This window comes from Mucilaginibacter aureus (assembly GCF_053514885.1).
Genome location: NZ_CP170601.1, coordinates 3948152 through 3964881, shown reverse-complemented (window position 1 = coordinate 3964881; position 16730 = coordinate 3948152). Strand labels below are relative to the sequence as shown.

11 protein-coding genes are annotated in these 16730 nt (G+C 43.5%); 5 read left to right on the top strand and 6 right to left on the bottom strand.

The features are described from left to right. Positions 1–23: 23 nt before the first annotated feature. The gene (locus tag ACFGVR_RS16760) at positions 24–920 is read right to left on the bottom strand and encodes a glycosyltransferase family 8 protein (RefSeq protein WP_448698497.1); all 897 of its coding nucleotides are present in this window, start codon (positions 918–920) and stop codon (positions 24–26) included. Between the two features lie 65 nt (positions 921–985). Further along, a complete protein-coding gene (locus ACFGVR_RS16755) occupies positions 986–6442 on the bottom strand; it encodes a PKD domain-containing protein (RefSeq protein ID WP_448698496.1) in 5457 nt (1818 codons plus the stop codon). A gap of 236 nt (positions 6443–6678) precedes the next feature. Here ACFGVR_RS16755 and ACFGVR_RS16750 point away from each other — a divergent pair, with 236 nt between their 5' ends. The 5 genes from ACFGVR_RS16750 to ACFGVR_RS16730 all read left to right on the top strand — a co-directional run bounded on the left by ACFGVR_RS16750 (position 6679) and on the right by ACFGVR_RS16730 (position 12320). Beyond that, on the top strand, positions 6679–6948 hold the full coding sequence (locus ACFGVR_RS16750) for a YtxH domain-containing protein (protein WP_448698495.1): 270 nt from the start codon (positions 6679–6681) through the stop codon (positions 6946–6948). Positions 6949–7040: 92 nt separating this feature from the next. Beyond that, positions 7041–7706, top strand: coding sequence for a cytochrome b/b6 domain-containing protein (locus ACFGVR_RS16745; protein WP_448698494.1), 666 nt, complete (start codon positions 7041–7043; stop codon positions 7704–7706). 141 nt (positions 7707–7847) lie between these two features. Further along, positions 7848–8993 (top strand): AI-2E family transporter, encoded by a 1146-nt coding sequence (locus ACFGVR_RS16740; protein WP_448698493.1) that lies wholly within the window; start codon positions 7848–7850, stop codon positions 8991–8993. A 464-nt stretch (positions 8994–9457) separates the two neighbouring features. Beyond that, on the top strand, positions 9458–11920 hold the full coding sequence (locus ACFGVR_RS16735; RefSeq protein WP_448698492.1) for a DUF5686 family protein: 2463 nt from the start codon (positions 9458–9460) through the stop codon (positions 11918–11920). 61 nt (positions 11921–11981) lie between these two features. After that, positions 11982–12320, top strand: coding sequence for a hypothetical protein (locus tag ACFGVR_RS16730; RefSeq protein WP_448698491.1), 339 nt, complete (start codon positions 11982–11984; stop codon positions 12318–12320). Positions 12321–12327: 7 nt separating this feature from the next. On the opposite strand, the gene ACFGVR_RS16725 is transcribed toward ACFGVR_RS16730, so the two are convergent. The 4 genes from ACFGVR_RS16725 to ACFGVR_RS16710 form a co-directional block, all read right to left on the bottom strand. Further along, on the bottom strand, positions 12328–13107 hold the full coding sequence (locus ACFGVR_RS16725) for a ThuA domain-containing protein (RefSeq protein ID WP_448698490.1): 780 nt from the start codon (positions 13105–13107) through the stop codon (positions 12328–12330). A gap of 170 nt (positions 13108–13277) precedes the next feature. Further along, complete coding sequence (locus tag ACFGVR_RS16720) at positions 13278–13454, bottom strand: hypothetical protein (RefSeq protein ID WP_448698489.1); 177 nt, start codon at positions 13452–13454, stop codon at positions 13278–13280. A 38-nt stretch (positions 13455–13492) separates the two neighbouring features. Further along, the gene (locus tag ACFGVR_RS16715; protein ID WP_448698488.1) at positions 13493–13645 is read right to left on the bottom strand and encodes a hypothetical protein; all 153 of its coding nucleotides are present in this window, start codon (positions 13643–13645) and stop codon (positions 13493–13495) included. A 495-nt stretch (positions 13646–14140) separates the two neighbouring features. Then, positions 14141–16705, bottom strand: a complete 2565-nt coding sequence (locus ACFGVR_RS16710; protein WP_448698487.1) for an ABC transporter permease — start codon at positions 16703–16705, stop codon at positions 14141–14143. Positions 16706–16730 lie beyond the last annotated feature (25 nt).

Here is a 16730-nt window from a genome sequence, read left to right as displayed (position 1 = left end):
TAGAGCCTCTGTACAGGGAGTTACTAAAGTTTCTTTCTGATCTTTATCCAGATGTTCTTTATTTTTTTGGCATAACGGTTCAACTCACCTATTGGTTTGGCGTTGCGCCATTCGGTTAGCTTTAAATACTGGTAAAAAAGTTCCTGGTATTTGGGGTTATAATTATAGGATATGTAAAAAGGCTTGCGCGATATAAAATGCACCAAAAAGGGTTTTTCAATATCGCCGGATGCAAAGTAATTCCAGCGGGTATCCAGTTCGAGCCATTTGTTAGCCAATACCACGTTAAAGCCGTATTGATCGGGGTAATTGGCAAATTTGATATTCTCGTCAATACAATCGATGATCTTTTGCGCGTAATTACCTTCTATCCATTTAGGCATATCGAAGATAATGAGGCCGGTATTGAAGTATTTGGTATCCGGCGCAAAGCCTAATTCCTTATAGTTGAATATGCCACCCCAACTGTTGTCAAACGTCAACAACCGCGGATCCTGAACGGCAGCAATCACGTTATCGCCCAGGTTGTGGTTGTACAGGTTGCTTACATCATCAAGCACGATCATGTCCACATCTAAAAACAGGGCTTTCTGTGTATCGGCAGGTACAATGTACTGGATAAACAGACGCAGGTAAATGGTAACCGGGTATGAGGTGCGATCGAGCGGAAGTTTAACTCCCGGCGGAATGGTATCCTGCATTTTTATCCAGCTAAAGCTGAACATATCTGCATCAACCGAGGCCTGGATCTTTTTCTGGCTGCTCTTTTTTACACCATCGGCAATAACATACACGGCAATGTGCTCGCCGCTTTTATGATTTACCTCGATGGATTTAAGCAATGCTGCCAGGTGGATAACGTAATGCTCATCGGTTACAATAACTATGGGAATGGTACTTGCCGGTGGATTTCTACTCATTACAATGTGGTATGAACCAAAAATAAATATTTACCCGACAATTACGTAATAAATTGCCGTACAGATCATCGCACCAGGTTTAATGTACCACTGCGTTTTGGTGCCGAGCCATTATAACTCATGCCCCGCCATTCTAAACCGTTCATAAACGTTGCGCTGGCTTCCCAAATGTAAACGCCCTGCTGCGCCAGTTGGCCGCGTATGGTTCCATCCCACCCTTCGGTTGGCTGGCCCTGGGCATTTAACTTATTGGTTTGCCAAACCAATTGACCAAATGTGTTGTAAATACGTAACTGCATTTCTTTTATACCCGAACCTATTGCCTTAAAGGTGGCCAGGTCTCTGTTACTGCTGTTTGGCATAAAGGCATTAGGCAGGTACATTTGGCCAGGGGTACCGGTAATACGTACATGGTGTACAACGGTATCGGCACAGCCATGTATGTTATAAACTATCAGGCGCACTTTGTAAGCTCCGGTATCGGCGTAAGTATGTTCGGGGTTTTGCTTGCTGGATGTTTGCCCATCGCCAAAGCTCCACATCCAGGTTACCGGCGTGCTGCGGCTGGTACGGTCGGTAAACAAAAAGTTCTTATCAGGATACGCGATCACACTATCCTTTGCGGTAAACTCGGCCAGTGGCGGAGCCGCAATGGTGATGTACGATTTTTTAACGATACTGCCCGGGCAGCCCAGGTTTGCCATGGCCGTTAAGGTAACCGTATATGGCGAATGCGTATAATCAAAGGTATGGGTTGGGTTAACCGCCGTTGATGTGGTGCCATCGCCAAAATCCCAGATGTAGGTATTAGCAGCAGGCGTTTTGTTGGTGAATGTAACTGTAGCGCGTGTACATGCCTGGGTAATATTGGCAGTAAACTCGGGTTCGGGCTGCGGATATACCGTAATAACCTGTGTGGCATAGTTGGTTGAGCAGCTGTTGGTAGCCTTTAAGCGCACGGTATAAGTGCCACCCTTTAAAAACGTGTGGTTTATCAGCTCGGGTACAGCATTACTTACTATAACCGGACTTCCATCGCCAAAATCGTACTCGTAACTGGTTGCACCTGTAGTGTTATTGTGAAAAGTAACCTGCCATGGCGCGCATCCGGCTAACTGCGGCGCATCAACAACCAGGGCCGGTACAACTGTGTTTGGCGAAACAGAAACGGTGTACGACTGGGTTATCCCGATACCGCACGCGCTTTGTGCCGTAGCCTTAATGGTAAAGTTTTGGTTTTTAGTACTGGTATAGGTATGATGAACAGTTTGCGTATCGGGCACGGTTTGTACCGGGCTGCCATCGCCAAAATCGTAAACATAGGTTGCGCCACCACCTACCGAGCGGTTGATCATATTCACAGTGAATGGCGAACACCCCACCACGTTATCAGGCGTGATGATGGTTTTTGGCGAATTGTGCACCAGTACTTTAGTTGTGGTTGTTTTGATACCGCAGGCAGTGTTGGCTGTTAATGTAACGGTATAAGTAATATCCTTTCCGCTTGGATCGGGTTGGAACACCACATTACCCGGGTTGATAACTGTTGATTTAGCGCCGTTGCCAAAATCCCACACAAAACTGGCGTTGCTTATAGGGCTCGAGGCATTGGTAAAGTTTACGGTAAGCGGTCCGCAACCCGATGCTACACTTTGCGTGATGGCGGCTGTAACCTCTTTAGTTGTGCTGAAGGTGTGCGTAAACACATCATCGCCACAGTTAAACTTATTGGTGGCTACCAGCTTAATATCTACACTTTGGCCATCGGTATTGATCGTATATCCCGGGAAGGCTAAACCCGTGCCGATAGCTACACTATTTGCATACCAGGTATATTGCGCGTTTCTGTCTGGATAATCGGTAGCTGCAATGTTATGGCTATCGATAACGAAAGGGGTACATGACTTATCGGTAATGAAAACATAATTGGCTTTAGCCGATGGATTTACCGTGATGCTAACCGCGTTACTGCTGTTTTGGAACGGGCCGGTACACACCTGCGTACTGATAGTACGGCGGTAAAGTGTGCTAACCGCTAACACCGGCGGCTGATAGCTGATGGCGTTGGCTCCGGGTATATCTGTCCAGGTTTTGCCGTTATCAACGCTGTTTTGCCATTGGTAGCTGTAGGTAGTGCCACCACCTGTTGCCTGGCTGCCTGTAAGCAAAGCCGGTTGATTGTTGGCACAAATGGTTTGGTCGGCAGTGATGGTATTGCTGGCAATAGGTGGCAGTACATTGATCTGTACGTTGTTGCTGATACTGCTGCACGGACCCGATGTTACAATTTGCCTGTACCAGATGGTATTGGTTACCAGGATGGTGAGATTGATGCCGCTCTGGCCGCTAACCGGGTTCCAGTTTACGTTATCGGTACTGCTTTGCCATGCGTAAGTATAGGTTTTGTTACCACCGGTTGGGTTAGTACCTAATACAGTAATAGTTTGACCCTGGCAAACCTGGGGCTGGTTAAAGCTGATGCTGCTGGTAATGGCCGGCAGATCGGTTATGGTTACGTCGCTGGTGCTTGGCGCACAGGTTGAAGCACCGGTTATTGTCCACCTGAAAACATATTGCTGACCGCCAACCAAACCGCTAACGGTAGTATTGGGCTGAGTGGCATCGGCAAAGGTTACCCCTGCCGAACTGCCTGATACCTGCGACCACTTACCTGTTGACGGCGCGGGCGCATTACCGTTTAAAACATAAACCGGCGAATTACAGATCACATCGTTAGTGCCTGCATTAGCTTGTACCGGCGGAGGCAAAATGTTTACTGTAACTGTTACAGGTGTACCTGTGCAACCGTTGGCGCTTATAGGCGTAATGATATAAGTTACTGTTGATGCAGTGGTGGTAGCCGTTGTATTGAGCACCTCGTCTATTTTAGCGACTGAAACCGGGGTTGATTGATTGGTATTGCCTGTTACACCTGTGCTTGCAGTACTCGTCCAGGTGTAGGTTGTGCCGGGTAAATTTGAAGTTAGTACGATACCTGCATTTATTCCGCTACAGATGGTAGCGTTGGTTAACGTGGCGGTAACTACCGGATTAGGTGTTACGGTTACCTTATACGTAAAAGGCACACCGTTACAGCCATTACTTACGGGCGTAATGGTATAAGTTACCACGGCATTGTTTACTGCATCGGTATTGGTGATCACATCATTGATCATATCTGTACCGCTTGCCATAAAGCCGCTGGCATTTGCTGTGGCAGATGCCGTCCAGGTAAAGGTACTGCCGGCAATAGTTGCCACCGGCTGGTAAGCAACCGGGTTACCTGTACAAATGGTTTTGCTGGCCGCGCTGGTGATGTTGTTTGTCGGGTTGATGGTGATCAGCACGTCGCTGGTTACTACATCACAAGGTTTCGGGTTATTGGTTGATGCCTGTAAGGTCAATTTTACCTGGCCCGCTGCTATTTCTGCTGCCGATGGGGTATATACCGCATTCAATGTATTCCTGTCTGGTGTAAAAGTACCCGTACCCCCTATCCAGCCGTAGCTTTGTGGCACTGGGCCGGTTATCGTCCCCGCAAGGGTAACTGTATTGCCCGGGCATATACCGGTTTGATTTGGCCCGGCGTTTACTGTTGGCGACTGCTTAAAGCTCAGCTTTTGTGTAGCAGTAACGCTCCCGCAGGTATTTTTATGGGTAACGGTTACGGTATAAGCACCATAATCGGCAAATAGTATTTGTGGATATTTCGAGTTGGCATCGGTACCGTTCTGGAATGAATAAGTTCCGCCTGTAACCGCCCAGGTATAAGTATCGGCCTGTGCAAGGGTTGTCCCCGTTAAGGTTGCCTGTGTTAGCTGGCTCTTATCATCAAAGGTAAAGAGCTGCATTTTGCCGCAAAACTCATTATCGGCGGCTAATTTGGCAACCGGGTTGGTATTGATGATGATGTTTTGCGTTGGCGTGTTAACCGGGCCGCATGGTGCGTTAATGCTCAGCATCACTTTGTAAGTACCAGCTGTGCTGAATTTAAACTGAGGCTGCTTGCTGTTAGCGTTTGTACCACCCGCATAAGCAACCGGTGCAGGGCCGGTAACCGTCCAGGTGTAGCCATGTATGCTGCCGGAGCAGCTGTTGTCAACCACCGAAAGATCGTTTGGTGTGATGACAGACGAACTGCAAAAAACCGAGTCGCTTAAGCTAAACTTGGGTTTTGGTGCTGCCTCAACACAAACCGTCCCCGAATAATCGGCCGCACCGCAGCCATCGCCGCTTTGCTGCAGTTTAAGTAAAACGGTATGCGTACCCGTAGTGGTAAAAGTATAAGCAAACTTATCGCTCAAAGACATGTTGGTACCTTGCAACTGGCCATCAACATACCAGCTGTATTTGGCATTTGAGTTACGGCAATTAGAAGTTAGACTGGTGGCATCATCGCCGGGGAAAGAGGTATTAGTAAAAGCTACCGGCACATTTAAACAGGCATAAGCACTGTTGCCGGTAAAACTGTTGGTTGGCGGTTGCAATACTTTGGCATAACTGGTAACCTGGGTACCAACTGAGCCGCAAAAAGGGCTGGTCACTAAAATATTTACCGGGAACACGTTCATGTGCCCGTTACTCTGAATACCGCACGAAGCGGTTGTGTAATCATGAGTGATCTGTCCGCCCGAAGCATTGATCTGGCAATAAGTATACTTGGTATTGCGGCCATCACCCCAGTCGACAGAGTAGATATTACCCGGATAGTTTTTTTGCAAACCGTTAGCCGAAGAAATATCCATATTATAAACCAACGTACCTTTACCGTTTATCAAACAAACGGTGTTGCTGCCGGTAGCGCCAAAACTGGTGTTCACTACGTTGTTGATAAGCGCGTAAGCTTTGGTAGCTGTAATACCGCTGTTGGTTGCCTTAACTAAAATGGTATAATGTGATGTTGCAGCTGGGAAACTGGCGCTTGGGTTTAAGGTTAAGGTATTTTCGGTTGCCTGACTTAATTCGTTGTAAAAGACAGCGGTTACCACGCTGCCCGGTGTGGATTGATTTAAAAAATCGAAGCTACCGGCCCTGCCGTTGCAATTACCAAATACATCCTGACTACTGCTGCTGATACTTTGCGAAGTTATTTTAGCTGATAGTGCCGTACCTGCAATTACATTGATACTTGCCCTTGATGTGACAATTGCCGGACTGCTTGCCCTTACTTCGATATTATAACTACCTGCGGCTAAGGTTGATGGCAATGTACCGTTAACAAATGTGTTGTAAAAACCACTAAAGGTGCCTATTTGAGTATCGGGTGCGCCGCCCGGTGTTGAAGAGATATAAAGGCTAAAGGTATTATTCTGATTGATGCATCCGCTGGCATCGTTAATGCTAAACGGTACGGCAATGCTTGAGCCGGGTGAATATGGGCCCGCGTCAATTGTACGAAGGGTTATAGTTTGTGCGTTACCGGAACTTACTGCTGTTATGATAATAACAACACAAAGAAATAATAGCTTTATAATTAATTTAGGGTTATATCTGTACTCCACCATAGTCATCTCCTTTCTCACGTGGACAGTTATACGGAGTTAAAGTTTAGGTGGTTTCATTATTGGAATATTATTTTCTAATAGGTTCAAATAGTACATTCAGATTACTTTACTGGCAAAAACCCATGCATTAATTGCCTTTAATGAAAATAATAGCAATCACAGTCAGAAAAAAAAGATTTTAATTTAAACAGAAACGTGTTTACGATGTTGATATAATCAAAGAATTAGATAATTAACATTTAACACAACCCATTATGAAAGATCAAACAAAAATAATAGTAGGCTTATTAGCAGGTGCGGCGGTTGTTGCAGCAGTTGGCATTTTATTAAAATCAGAAAAAGGCAACGAGATCAAAGAAGATATATCTGATTATTTTGCAGATCTGATCAAATCGGTAAAAAGCAAAGTACAATCAACTGCCGACGATCTGAGCGATTACAGAGACAATGCGGTAAAAAACGCACGCTCGATCATCAAAAATAAAGTTGACAAAGCTACCGAAGCCGCAATATCTGGTAACTAAACGTTACCGCATGGTAAGACATAAAAATGGGTCTTCAATAAAATGGAGGCCCATTTTTTTATCGTTATTCAATCGTACTCTTAAAACGGACTATGGCATTAATTGAACCCATTAACAAAAAACACGGGAATCCACCTGCAGGCAAAAAATATAGCGCATCATTACGGCTGTGGCACTGGCTAAATGCAATTGTTATATCAGGATCTTTAATTACGGTACTGATCAATTCTACAATACTCAAGTCGCGTAAAAGCGCACCCATTGCATTGGCGGCAATGCAGCACGACAGCGCCGTAGTTACGTTGAAACAGGCACAAACAGCGGTTCACGCCCTGGGCGATAAGGTTTGGGAAGTTCATGTTTATTTTGGTTTTGGATTGGCGGTGCTTTTGTTGTTTCGGCTAATGGCAGAATTTTTCCAGTTAGCAGATCAAAAGTTCATTCGCCGATTTAAAGCATCATGGCATCAATTTTTTGTTATTAAAAAACAACGCCAGCTGGTTAAACACGATTTGGTTGTAAAAAGCATCTATATCATGTTTTACCTTTTATTGCTTATTATGGTAGTTACCGGCCTTTGCCTTGCTTTTAACGATGACCTGGCCTTTATGAAAACGATAGGGCACGATGTTAAAGAGCTTCACGGTTTTTGCATGTACCTTATTTTAGCATTTATTGTTGTGCATTTTGCCGGGGTGTTTTTAGCTGAACGAAAAGACAGTAGGGGCATAGTATCGGACATGATCAATGGCGGATGAAGCAGTCAACCAAACATTGTCATCATAAACCTGTTAACCTCTTATTATATAACAATTAACATATGGGCTATGGTTTTTTTTCTGTATTAGCGGTGCTGGTTTTAATTGTTGGCGTTATATACAAATTACGGAAATAAGCAAATGATGAGATCAGAGCAATCTACCAAAATAAAAATGCAGATTAAGCAATACCCTTTTTATTTAAAAAGTACGGTCATACTTTTCGGTTTGATCCTGGCTGCTTACATCCTGTTTACGCTGCAAGGCATTATTGTTCCGCTCGCATTTTCATTCATTTTCGCCATTTTGCTTAACCCTTTGTATGTGCTGTTGCAATACCGGGTTAAAATACCCCGCATCGCTGCTATAACTTTAACTATCCTTATCGCTTATATTATTGTGGGTTGCATTGTGTATTTCCTGTGGGTACAAATGCTCCATTTTACCGATAGCTTTCCGGCCCTGCAGCTTAAATTTGCCCGCTATTTTGCCGACTTGCAGCAGTGGTTACAAGCGCGTTGCGGCTTAAGCATGGCCAAACAAAAAGAAATGATTAACGAAGCGCTTAATAATAGTAAAACATTAATAGGCGCAACATTGGGTTCGGCATTAACCACACTAAGCGTTTTGGTGCTTATACCGGTGTATATATTTATGCTTTTGTTTTACAAAACATTGTTACTTAACTTTTTATTCGAGGCTTTTGCCGAAGAAAACTCACAAAACGTACGGGTAATTTTAAACCAAACCAAAAGCGCCATCCAAAACTATATGATAGGCTTGTTACTGGAAGCTTTTATTGTTGCTATACTTAATTCTACAGGTTTGCTGATCATTGGTTTGAACTATGCCATACTCATCGGTGTAATGGGTGCCATACTCAATATGCTGCCTTATATCGGTGGTATCATCGCCATAGCTATACCCCTGTTAATTGCCACGGTAACCAAAGATGGATTTGGTACCCAGATCGGTGTTATTATTTCGTTCTCTATAGTTCAGTTTATCGATAACCACATTATTATTCCACGCGTCGTATCTTCAAAAGTACAGATCAATGCATTGATAACCGTTGTAGTGGTTTTGCTGGGAGGCGCCTTATGGGGAGTATCGGGTATGTTTTTGTCTATCCCTTTCGTAGCGATATTGAAGATCATATTCGACAGGATAGACGACCTGAAACCCTGGGCCAAATTATTGGGCGATATTGTACCCACACGACACAAAGGCGACGTATGGCGGCGGCGTAAACAGGAAACTGCCGTGGCCGACAGGATAGCTGACTAAAATAAAAATTGTTCCATTTAGGTGCATTTTTAATTACAAAAACTCTGTTTTTTTCTATAATCTTTCAATAATTATTTGTTACTTTTAAAAGTTTACTAATAATTAATAGACCAAGTTTTAGACATAAATAAAATCTGGATGAAAACATTACATTTGTAACAGATTTGTTTCGTAAGAGCAAAACTGCCCCTTTTTAATTGAGCTAAGGATTGTATGCCTGGGAAGAAAGCTATTGCCTTTTCAGCCCGGATTGATTCCTTCCAAAAAACAGACATTTGTCTGTACATAAACGATCCTGTTTATGTAAAAAGGTGTAGCCCTGTCTCTAACCTAACAAAGCAACAACTAATTAATTATTAAAGTATATTTAGTGCTGTTTTATTGATAAGATGCTACCCCCTATTCAAAAAGTTTTAATTTGCTTACGCATTGTTGCTGCCATTGTCCTATTGGTTTGCTGCAATATGTTCATGGTATCGGCGCAAGCCCAGGGCAGGCTGGTTACAGGGAAGGTTACCGATGCACAAACCGGCGAGCCCGTACCCTACGTTACCATTTCGATAAAACTGAATAATGGTACAAGGCGTGGTACTGTTACCGATTTTGACGGATTGTATCATATTTCCGTTCCGCAAAATATAGCTAAAGATTCAATTTACTGTACCTATATCGGCTTTATCCCATCGCAAAAAAAACTAACGCCGGCAACAACCGAAGTCAACTTTCAATTATCAACCAACACCAAACTGCTTAATGCAGTAAACATCACGCCCAAAGCGTATGTAAACCCGGCCTGGGATATCATGAGCAACATGGTGCTCCACAAACCGGATAACGATCTGCAAAAGCTAAAAACTTACCAATACCAAAGCTATAACCGTATTGAATTGTCGCTATCCAACATCAGCGAAAAAATGAAACGTCGCCGTGTTATTCAGCAGATATTACCGATAATGGATAGCCTGAAAAAGACTGCCGGTGATGATGGCGTACCTACCCTGCCCATTTTCATGTCCGAAACGATATCAGATTATTACTATCAAAACGACCCTAATCGTAAAACAGAACATGTTGAACGCACCAGGGCCAGCGGCGTGGGTATTGAAGATGAAACGCTGATATCGCAACTGGTAGGCACAACATTTTTGCAGTATGATTTTTACAGCAATTACATGAAACTCGCCGGTAAGGATTTTATATCGCCATTAACCGATAGCTGGAAAACGTTTTACAATTACGAACTGCTTGACGAGCACGATAAAATTGCCGGGAAGGAATATTATAAAATAAGCTTCAAACCAAAACGCTCGCACGACCTGGCTTTTGAAGGCATTATGTGGATCACTAAGGACAGCTATGCCCTTTACCAGGTAGATGCCAGTGTATCGGCCGATGCCAACCTGAACTTTATCAATAAAGTGCGTATACAACAGGAAATGTATCAACCTGCCGAAACTACTGCATGGCTGCCCGCCAAAACACGTATCACAGTAAACATATTGAGCTTTTCTAAAAACTCGTCGGGCTTTATCGGTAAATTTTATTTATCCAACAAAAACTTCGAGGTCAACAGAAACTATCCCGACACGTTGTTTAAAGAAAGCTTAGTTATGGCCGGCGATGTGAATAAAAAGGATGACAGTTACTGGGTTAAAAACCGCCACGATTCGCTTACAGTAGCCGATAAACGCGAATACCAGGTAATTGATACGGTTAAAAATTTACCTCTTGTTAAAACCTACGCTAATATAGCCGGAGCGTTAATTACAGGATATTACCGTGTTGGCAATATTAGTTTTGGCCCTTACCCCTACACCTTTAGCCATAATGACCTGGAAGGCAGTGTTTTACGAATTGGCGCCATTACCAATACTCATTTTAGCAATAAATTTGTGTTAGGCGGCTATGTAGCCTATGCCTTTGCCGACGAAAAATTGAAATATAGTGCCTCCATCGATTATATATTTTCGCGTAAACCGTGGTCGCAGGTTGGGGTTGCCTATTTACACGATATCGGTCAAACAGGCTATCAGTACGAAAGCTTTACCATAAACGGCAACAATGTTTTTAATGCAACCATCCTTAACGGCCAAATAAGCATACGCGGCCCGTTTTATCAAGATGTATTTAAAACTTATGTACAAACTGATTTAACACCAAGCCTGCGCGGAAAGATTACTTTATCACACAGCACGTTTGATCCGTTGTTTGATTTTGCTTATCACGATCCGTATGACAAGATAGTATTTACCCATTACGCAACAGCAGAAATTGGCGCCGAATTACAATGGCGCCCGGGTGCACGCCAGTTACAATCGTCAAAAGTAAACAAGCGGGTTAGTATTGGCAATGGTAATGACAACCCGATAATCACCTTTAGATATATACATGGCCAGAAAGGAATAGCAAGCGATTTTAATTATGACAAGATCTTTGTTAACATCCAGCAAAAGCCGCATCTTGGTATATTTGGCAAAGGCGACTATTCGTTAACGGCCGGGTTTATACCGAGCGATGTTCCGTACCCGCTGGTTGAAAATCACCGCTTTAGTTTTAATACCATGCGCTACCTGGAGTTTGCCAGCGATAAATATGTATCCCTTTCGTATACCCAGCATATGGAGGGCTTGATAACCAACAGTATCCCTTTGTTAAAAGCGCTTAATATACGTACAGTGGCTGTAGCCGATATTTTAACCGGTACGCTTTCGTCAAATAACAACGAGGCTTTCAGGCGCGGACGTACCCCTGTAAATAAAAGTCTGGGTAGCGTGCCTTATGTTGAAGCAGGCTATGGTTTCGAAAACATCCTGAAAATTATCCGTGTTGATTTTTTATACCGTTTAACGCATTTGGATAATTTAAACCTAAGGGGTGAAAAACCAAACAGGTTTGCCACAAGGATTACTTTGCAGTTCAGGTTGTAGTTAAAAACCTAACTGCACTGTATTTGTTATGATGTTAAGCCTTATAGAGGCACATCATATCATGAAAACATTTAAAACCAGGATATACCCGTCCGCGCAGGCGCTACACCAGTATATGGCCGAGCGCTTAAATGAGCTATTTGAAGCCAAAATACAAAAGGATGTGGCGATGCAGGTTACCCAAACTGATTACAGCACTGTTGAGATCGGTCACCCTAAATACTACGAATCATTTTTGTACAAGATGATCGTTAAGGGCAGCGATATACAGCTCATCAAATCAGAACATTACGTTGACGATGTGTATAATCTGGCCCTCGAAGATATTGTGCTTACCCTGATCGAAAAGTATATCGGCCAGGATAATCTGGAAACTATAGAGGGCGAAATATCAGGGTAATTGCCGATCAGCGGTTATCGCGTGCGTTCGATTGTTTGTTGGCGTCTTTACCCATGGCATACTCAATGCCGCCTAAAAGATGCTTGAGAAACAATGGCTCCGAATACGACTCGATAGTATGACCCAAAGCTGTATAAAAAGAACGGCCACCATCAAAGGGATGATACCAGCTTAGCGGGTGCTCGCCGCCATTACGGCCGCCTGTATAGCTACCTTCCTCTACCACGATCAAAAATTTGATATCATCATTATACCAGCCAAAGTTAAACCACTCGTCGGTGCGTTTCCAGGTTAGCGGCAGGTCTTTGGTAGCCAGGTGATTAGGGTTTACTATTTTCAAGGTAGCGGGCTGCACATCCGGATGGCTTTTGTAATAAGCGCCAACTAAACGGCCATACCAGTTCCATTCGTATTCGGTATCCGTGGCCGAGTGTATACCCACAAAGCCCCCGCCATGGTTAATGTAATTTTTAAATATCAGTTGCTGCTCGTCTTCCAAAATATGCCCGGACGTATTTAAAAAGATCACTGCGGCATATTGCTTGAGGTTTTCATCGGTAAAATTTTCGGCGTTGGTGGTGGTATCAACATCAAATTTATTCTCTTCGCCTAACTTAATAATAGCGTTAATGCCTGCCGGGATGGATTCGTGGTGAAAACCTGCAGTTTTAAAAAAGATAAGCACCTTGGGATTTGCGGTTGCAAAAGCGCCATTAATACAAAACACGATAATAAGGCACGAAAACAGGAGATATTTAAAAGTAGCAGCGTTTAATTTAATAGTCATACCGGTTTAGATAAATAAGCAGAAAACGTTTGTCAAAGATAGTTTTCTTCTGCATTAAACGAATATGAACATGGTAATATTGTGGTTTCAAAAATCATCATAAACAAAAAAAGAGCTTCCAATCGAAACTCTTTTTTGTTTAACAGGTAGAATGTAGGATATATGATAGATCAGGCAACTAAACGGCGTTTGCTGTTGTTGTTGCTGCTGGAGTTGCGGAATTTATTTGATTTGTACGCCTGCAAATCGTTCTCTAAAATTTCTTTCAGTTCGTTATCAAACCTTTTAATCAATAAGGCGGCGCGGTTAAGCATCAGTTTTTCGAGTATTGCGTTCATATTTTCCATGGTTGGTTTGTTTTAGGTAGCTATAGGTTGTAAATAGATTAAGCGGCTAAGCGACGTTTAGTACCCTTGCGAAACTTATTTGATCGGTATGCCTGCAAATCATTTTCTAAAATTTCTTTCAGTTCGCTATCAAACTTTTTAATCAATAAGGCGGCGCGGTTAAGCATTAGTTTTTCGAGTATTGCGTTCATGTTTTCCATGGTTGATTATTTTTGTTATGTTAAGATTATACCCAATATAATGCCAAGTGATTAAAAGTGTTAAAATTTGGAATTTTGCGGATAATCATGGTTTATATTGTTTAAAGGCCGTTTTTTAATGCGTACTAACTGTATAGTATTTTGGTCATTTTAATATAATCCGGGTTTTATTTTACATTACAGGTGGTTGGTTTTAAATGCCTGCCGTTATGGAAAGTGTTAACCACCTGCTTAAGGTGCACCGTGCCTGCGATAATTAATGCGATAAGTAATTTAGCTATCATAACTATTGTTGTTTGTTGATGTAAAAGTATCGTGAAACAACGTGCAGGCCTATCTGTATTAGGTAGAGCAGGCAGAATTCTCGGTAAAACGGGGTAAAACTCCGATGAACGGTTTAAGAAATCGTCGGTGAAAAAGAAATGTCCGGTAAACGGATGGAAAACCCCTGCATATTTAATGCAGGGGATGATATTGGGGATTTAATCAGACATCCCGGCGAAGAACTTCCAATGGTGGTTTGTTTAAAACACCACGGCTGTTTAATAAGCCGATGCCTATAGTTAATGTACTGATCAATGCGAATATGCCCGAGATTGCCAGCCAATCGGGTGAAAACGTGGCCTCAAACGTATACCTGGCCAATGCCCAGCTTCCGGCCAACGAAATAACGATGCCTGTTGCGGCTGCCAGGGCACCTAAAAAGAAATACTCTAAAGCGGTAATGGTTAATATCTGCCTACGGCTGGCGCCCATGGTACGGAGCAGCACGCTCTCCTGTATCCGCTGATATTTGCTGATACGCACAGATGCGATCAAAACGATCAGCCCGGTAACAATACTGAATGCCGACATAAATTTGATCACAAAGCCGATTTTGCCTAACAGCTCGTCTATTACACTGAGGATTAGACCTAAGTCGACCACCGAGACATTGGGAAAGCTACGTACCACTAATTGCTGAAAATTAGCCGACGCCTTGCTATCGGGCACGCGGGTAATTTCCACAAAAAACTGCGGTGCCTGCTCCAACACCCCTGCCGGGAACACCACAAGGAAATTGGTTTGTACACGGGCATAGTTCACCGTACGCAGGCTTTTGATCACCGTTTGCATTTGGACGCCCTGTACATTAAATAATAGTTTATCGCCGATCTTTAAACGGTTGTGACGCGCAAAGCGTTCTTCCATCGATATGGGGATAACCCCATCGGGAGATGATTTGGCCACCCATTCGCCCTGGCTTATTTTTTCGGTGCTGATCAGGATATCCCGATAGGTTACGCGGTACTCGCGCGATAATACCTGCTTGGGAGGATTGTTGCGGTTACCACTGTCTTTCTTTAGCTGTGCTTCGGTTTTGCCATTTACTTCCAGCAGGCTCATGGTAACTATGGGTACCTGCGATGTTACCGGCAAGCCTTGTTTTTTTGTTAGCGCGGCAATACCGGCTTTCTGGCTGGCCTGGATATCAAATAAAATAATATTGGGCTGGTTACCGCTTGATGACAACGTGATGCGCTGCAGCAATATACCCTGTATAAAAAACAAAGTGCAAATAAATGCTGTACCCAAACCAATAGATACAATTAAAATAACCGACTGGTTATTGGGCCGGTACAGGTTAGAGAAACCCTGACGCCATAAATAACTCCAGCTAAACGGAAAGAATTTACGTACCATCCACATGAGCAGGCGCGCCACCAGGGTAAGCAGCAAAAAGGCCACTAAAATGCAAATAGTAAATACAATGGTTTGCGGCCATTCTTTTAACTGCAAAAAGGTAAAACAAGCTATAAATAATATGATGAGTACATATACCAGCCATTTTAAAGGGTCGCGGGTTAGGCTGGTATCGGCAAGTGATATGCGCAGCGTGTTTAGCGGTGATATGTTACGTACTGAAATAAGTGGCAGCAAAGCAAACAAAATAGAAATGATCACGCCTAAAACAACACCCTGCCCTATTGAGTACCAGGAGATTGTGATAGCGATATCGACAGGTAAAAAATCTTTGAGCACATACGGCAAAACATGCTGGATAACAGTACCTAATACAGCACCGATTACCGAACCGATAAAGCCCACGCCGCTTATCTGGATGAGGTATATTAAAAATGCCTGCCACGAGTTTACGCCCAGGCAGCGTAATACCGCTACTGTGCTTATTTTTTCGCGAATGTAGATATTGATGGCACTTGCCACTCCCACACATCCCAGCAACAAAGCAATAAAGCCTACCAACGCTAAAAAGCGCGTAAGGTCCTCAAAGGATTTACCGGTTTGTTCTTTTTGCGATTGGATAGTTTGATTACCGATATCCTCTTTTTCCAAACGGGGTTCAATGCGCTTGGTGAGGCTTTCCATATCAACTTGCTTATCGTATTTAAAATAATAACTGTATTGTATACGGCTGCCTAATTGTATCAGGCCGGTTTGCTGCAGATATTGAAACGGGATATAAACAATTGGCGCTATGCTGGATTGGATACCGGTTTGGCCTGGCGCTTTGTTTAATACCCCGGCAATTTTAAAACTCACCTTCCCTACTTTGATCGAATCGCCAACTTTAGCATTAAACTGTAGGATAAGGGTTTTATCTACAAGTGCCATTGGGCCGGAGCGAAACTCTTTACCGGCGGCTTCGGGTGTGGTTTCTAAAGCGCCATAGTATGGAAAATCGCCCTCAAGGGCCTTGATCTGTACCAACCGTGTACTATTGCTTTTGGGGAACAGGATCATGGATGCAAAGCTCCGTTCCTGCGACCGTCTGTCGCCAAGCGAATCGATGAGTTTTTGCATGGGCTGCGATACCGGCTTATTGGTATTGAGCACCAGGTCGGCACCGATCAGGGTTGCAGCCTGATCGTCGATATTTTGGCGCAGGTTGGCACCAAACGAATAGATGGCTACCAACGCGGCTATACCTAATATAATTGAGGAGATAAATAAAAACAACCGCGACCGGTTACGGCGGCTATCGCGCCAGGCCATTTTAAATAGCCAGGGCAGGTTGAGTTTCTTTTTATGATTGAGTTCTGTATTGTTCATGGTTAATAGATCATGGTTCATAGTA

Coding starts and splice junctions, on each gene's coding strand:
- ACFGVR_RS16760 (WP_448698497.1), bottom strand. CDS start 920: ATGAGTAGAAATCCACCGGCAAGTACCATTCCCATAGTTATTGTAACC.
- ACFGVR_RS16750 (WP_448698495.1), top strand. CDS start 6,679: ATGAAAGATCAAACAAAAATAATAGTAGGCTTATTAGCAGGTGCGGCG.
- ACFGVR_RS16745 (WP_448698494.1), top strand. CDS start 7,041: ATGGCATTAATTGAACCCATTAACAAAAAACACGGGAATCCACCTGCA.
- ACFGVR_RS16740 (WP_448698493.1), top strand. CDS start 7,848: ATGATGAGATCAGAGCAATCTACCAAAATAAAAATGCAGATTAAGCAA.
- ACFGVR_RS16735 (WP_448698492.1), top strand. CDS start 9,458: ATGTTCATGGTATCGGCGCAAGCCCAGGGCAGGCTGGTTACAGGGAAG.
- ACFGVR_RS16730 (WP_448698491.1), top strand. CDS start 11,982: ATGAAAACATTTAAAACCAGGATATACCCGTCCGCGCAGGCGCTACAC.
- ACFGVR_RS16725 (WP_448698490.1), bottom strand. CDS start 13,107: ATGACTATTAAATTAAACGCTGCTACTTTTAAATATCTCCTGTTTTCG.
- ACFGVR_RS16720 (WP_448698489.1), bottom strand. CDS start 13,454: ATGGAAAATATGAACGCAATACTCGAAAAACTGATGCTTAACCGCGCC.
- ACFGVR_RS16715 (WP_448698488.1), bottom strand. CDS start 13,645: ATGAACGCAATACTCGAAAAACTAATGCTTAACCGCGCCGCCTTATTG.
- ACFGVR_RS16710 (WP_448698487.1), bottom strand. CDS start 16,705: ATGAACAATACAGAACTCAATCATAAAAAGAAACTCAACCTGCCCTGG.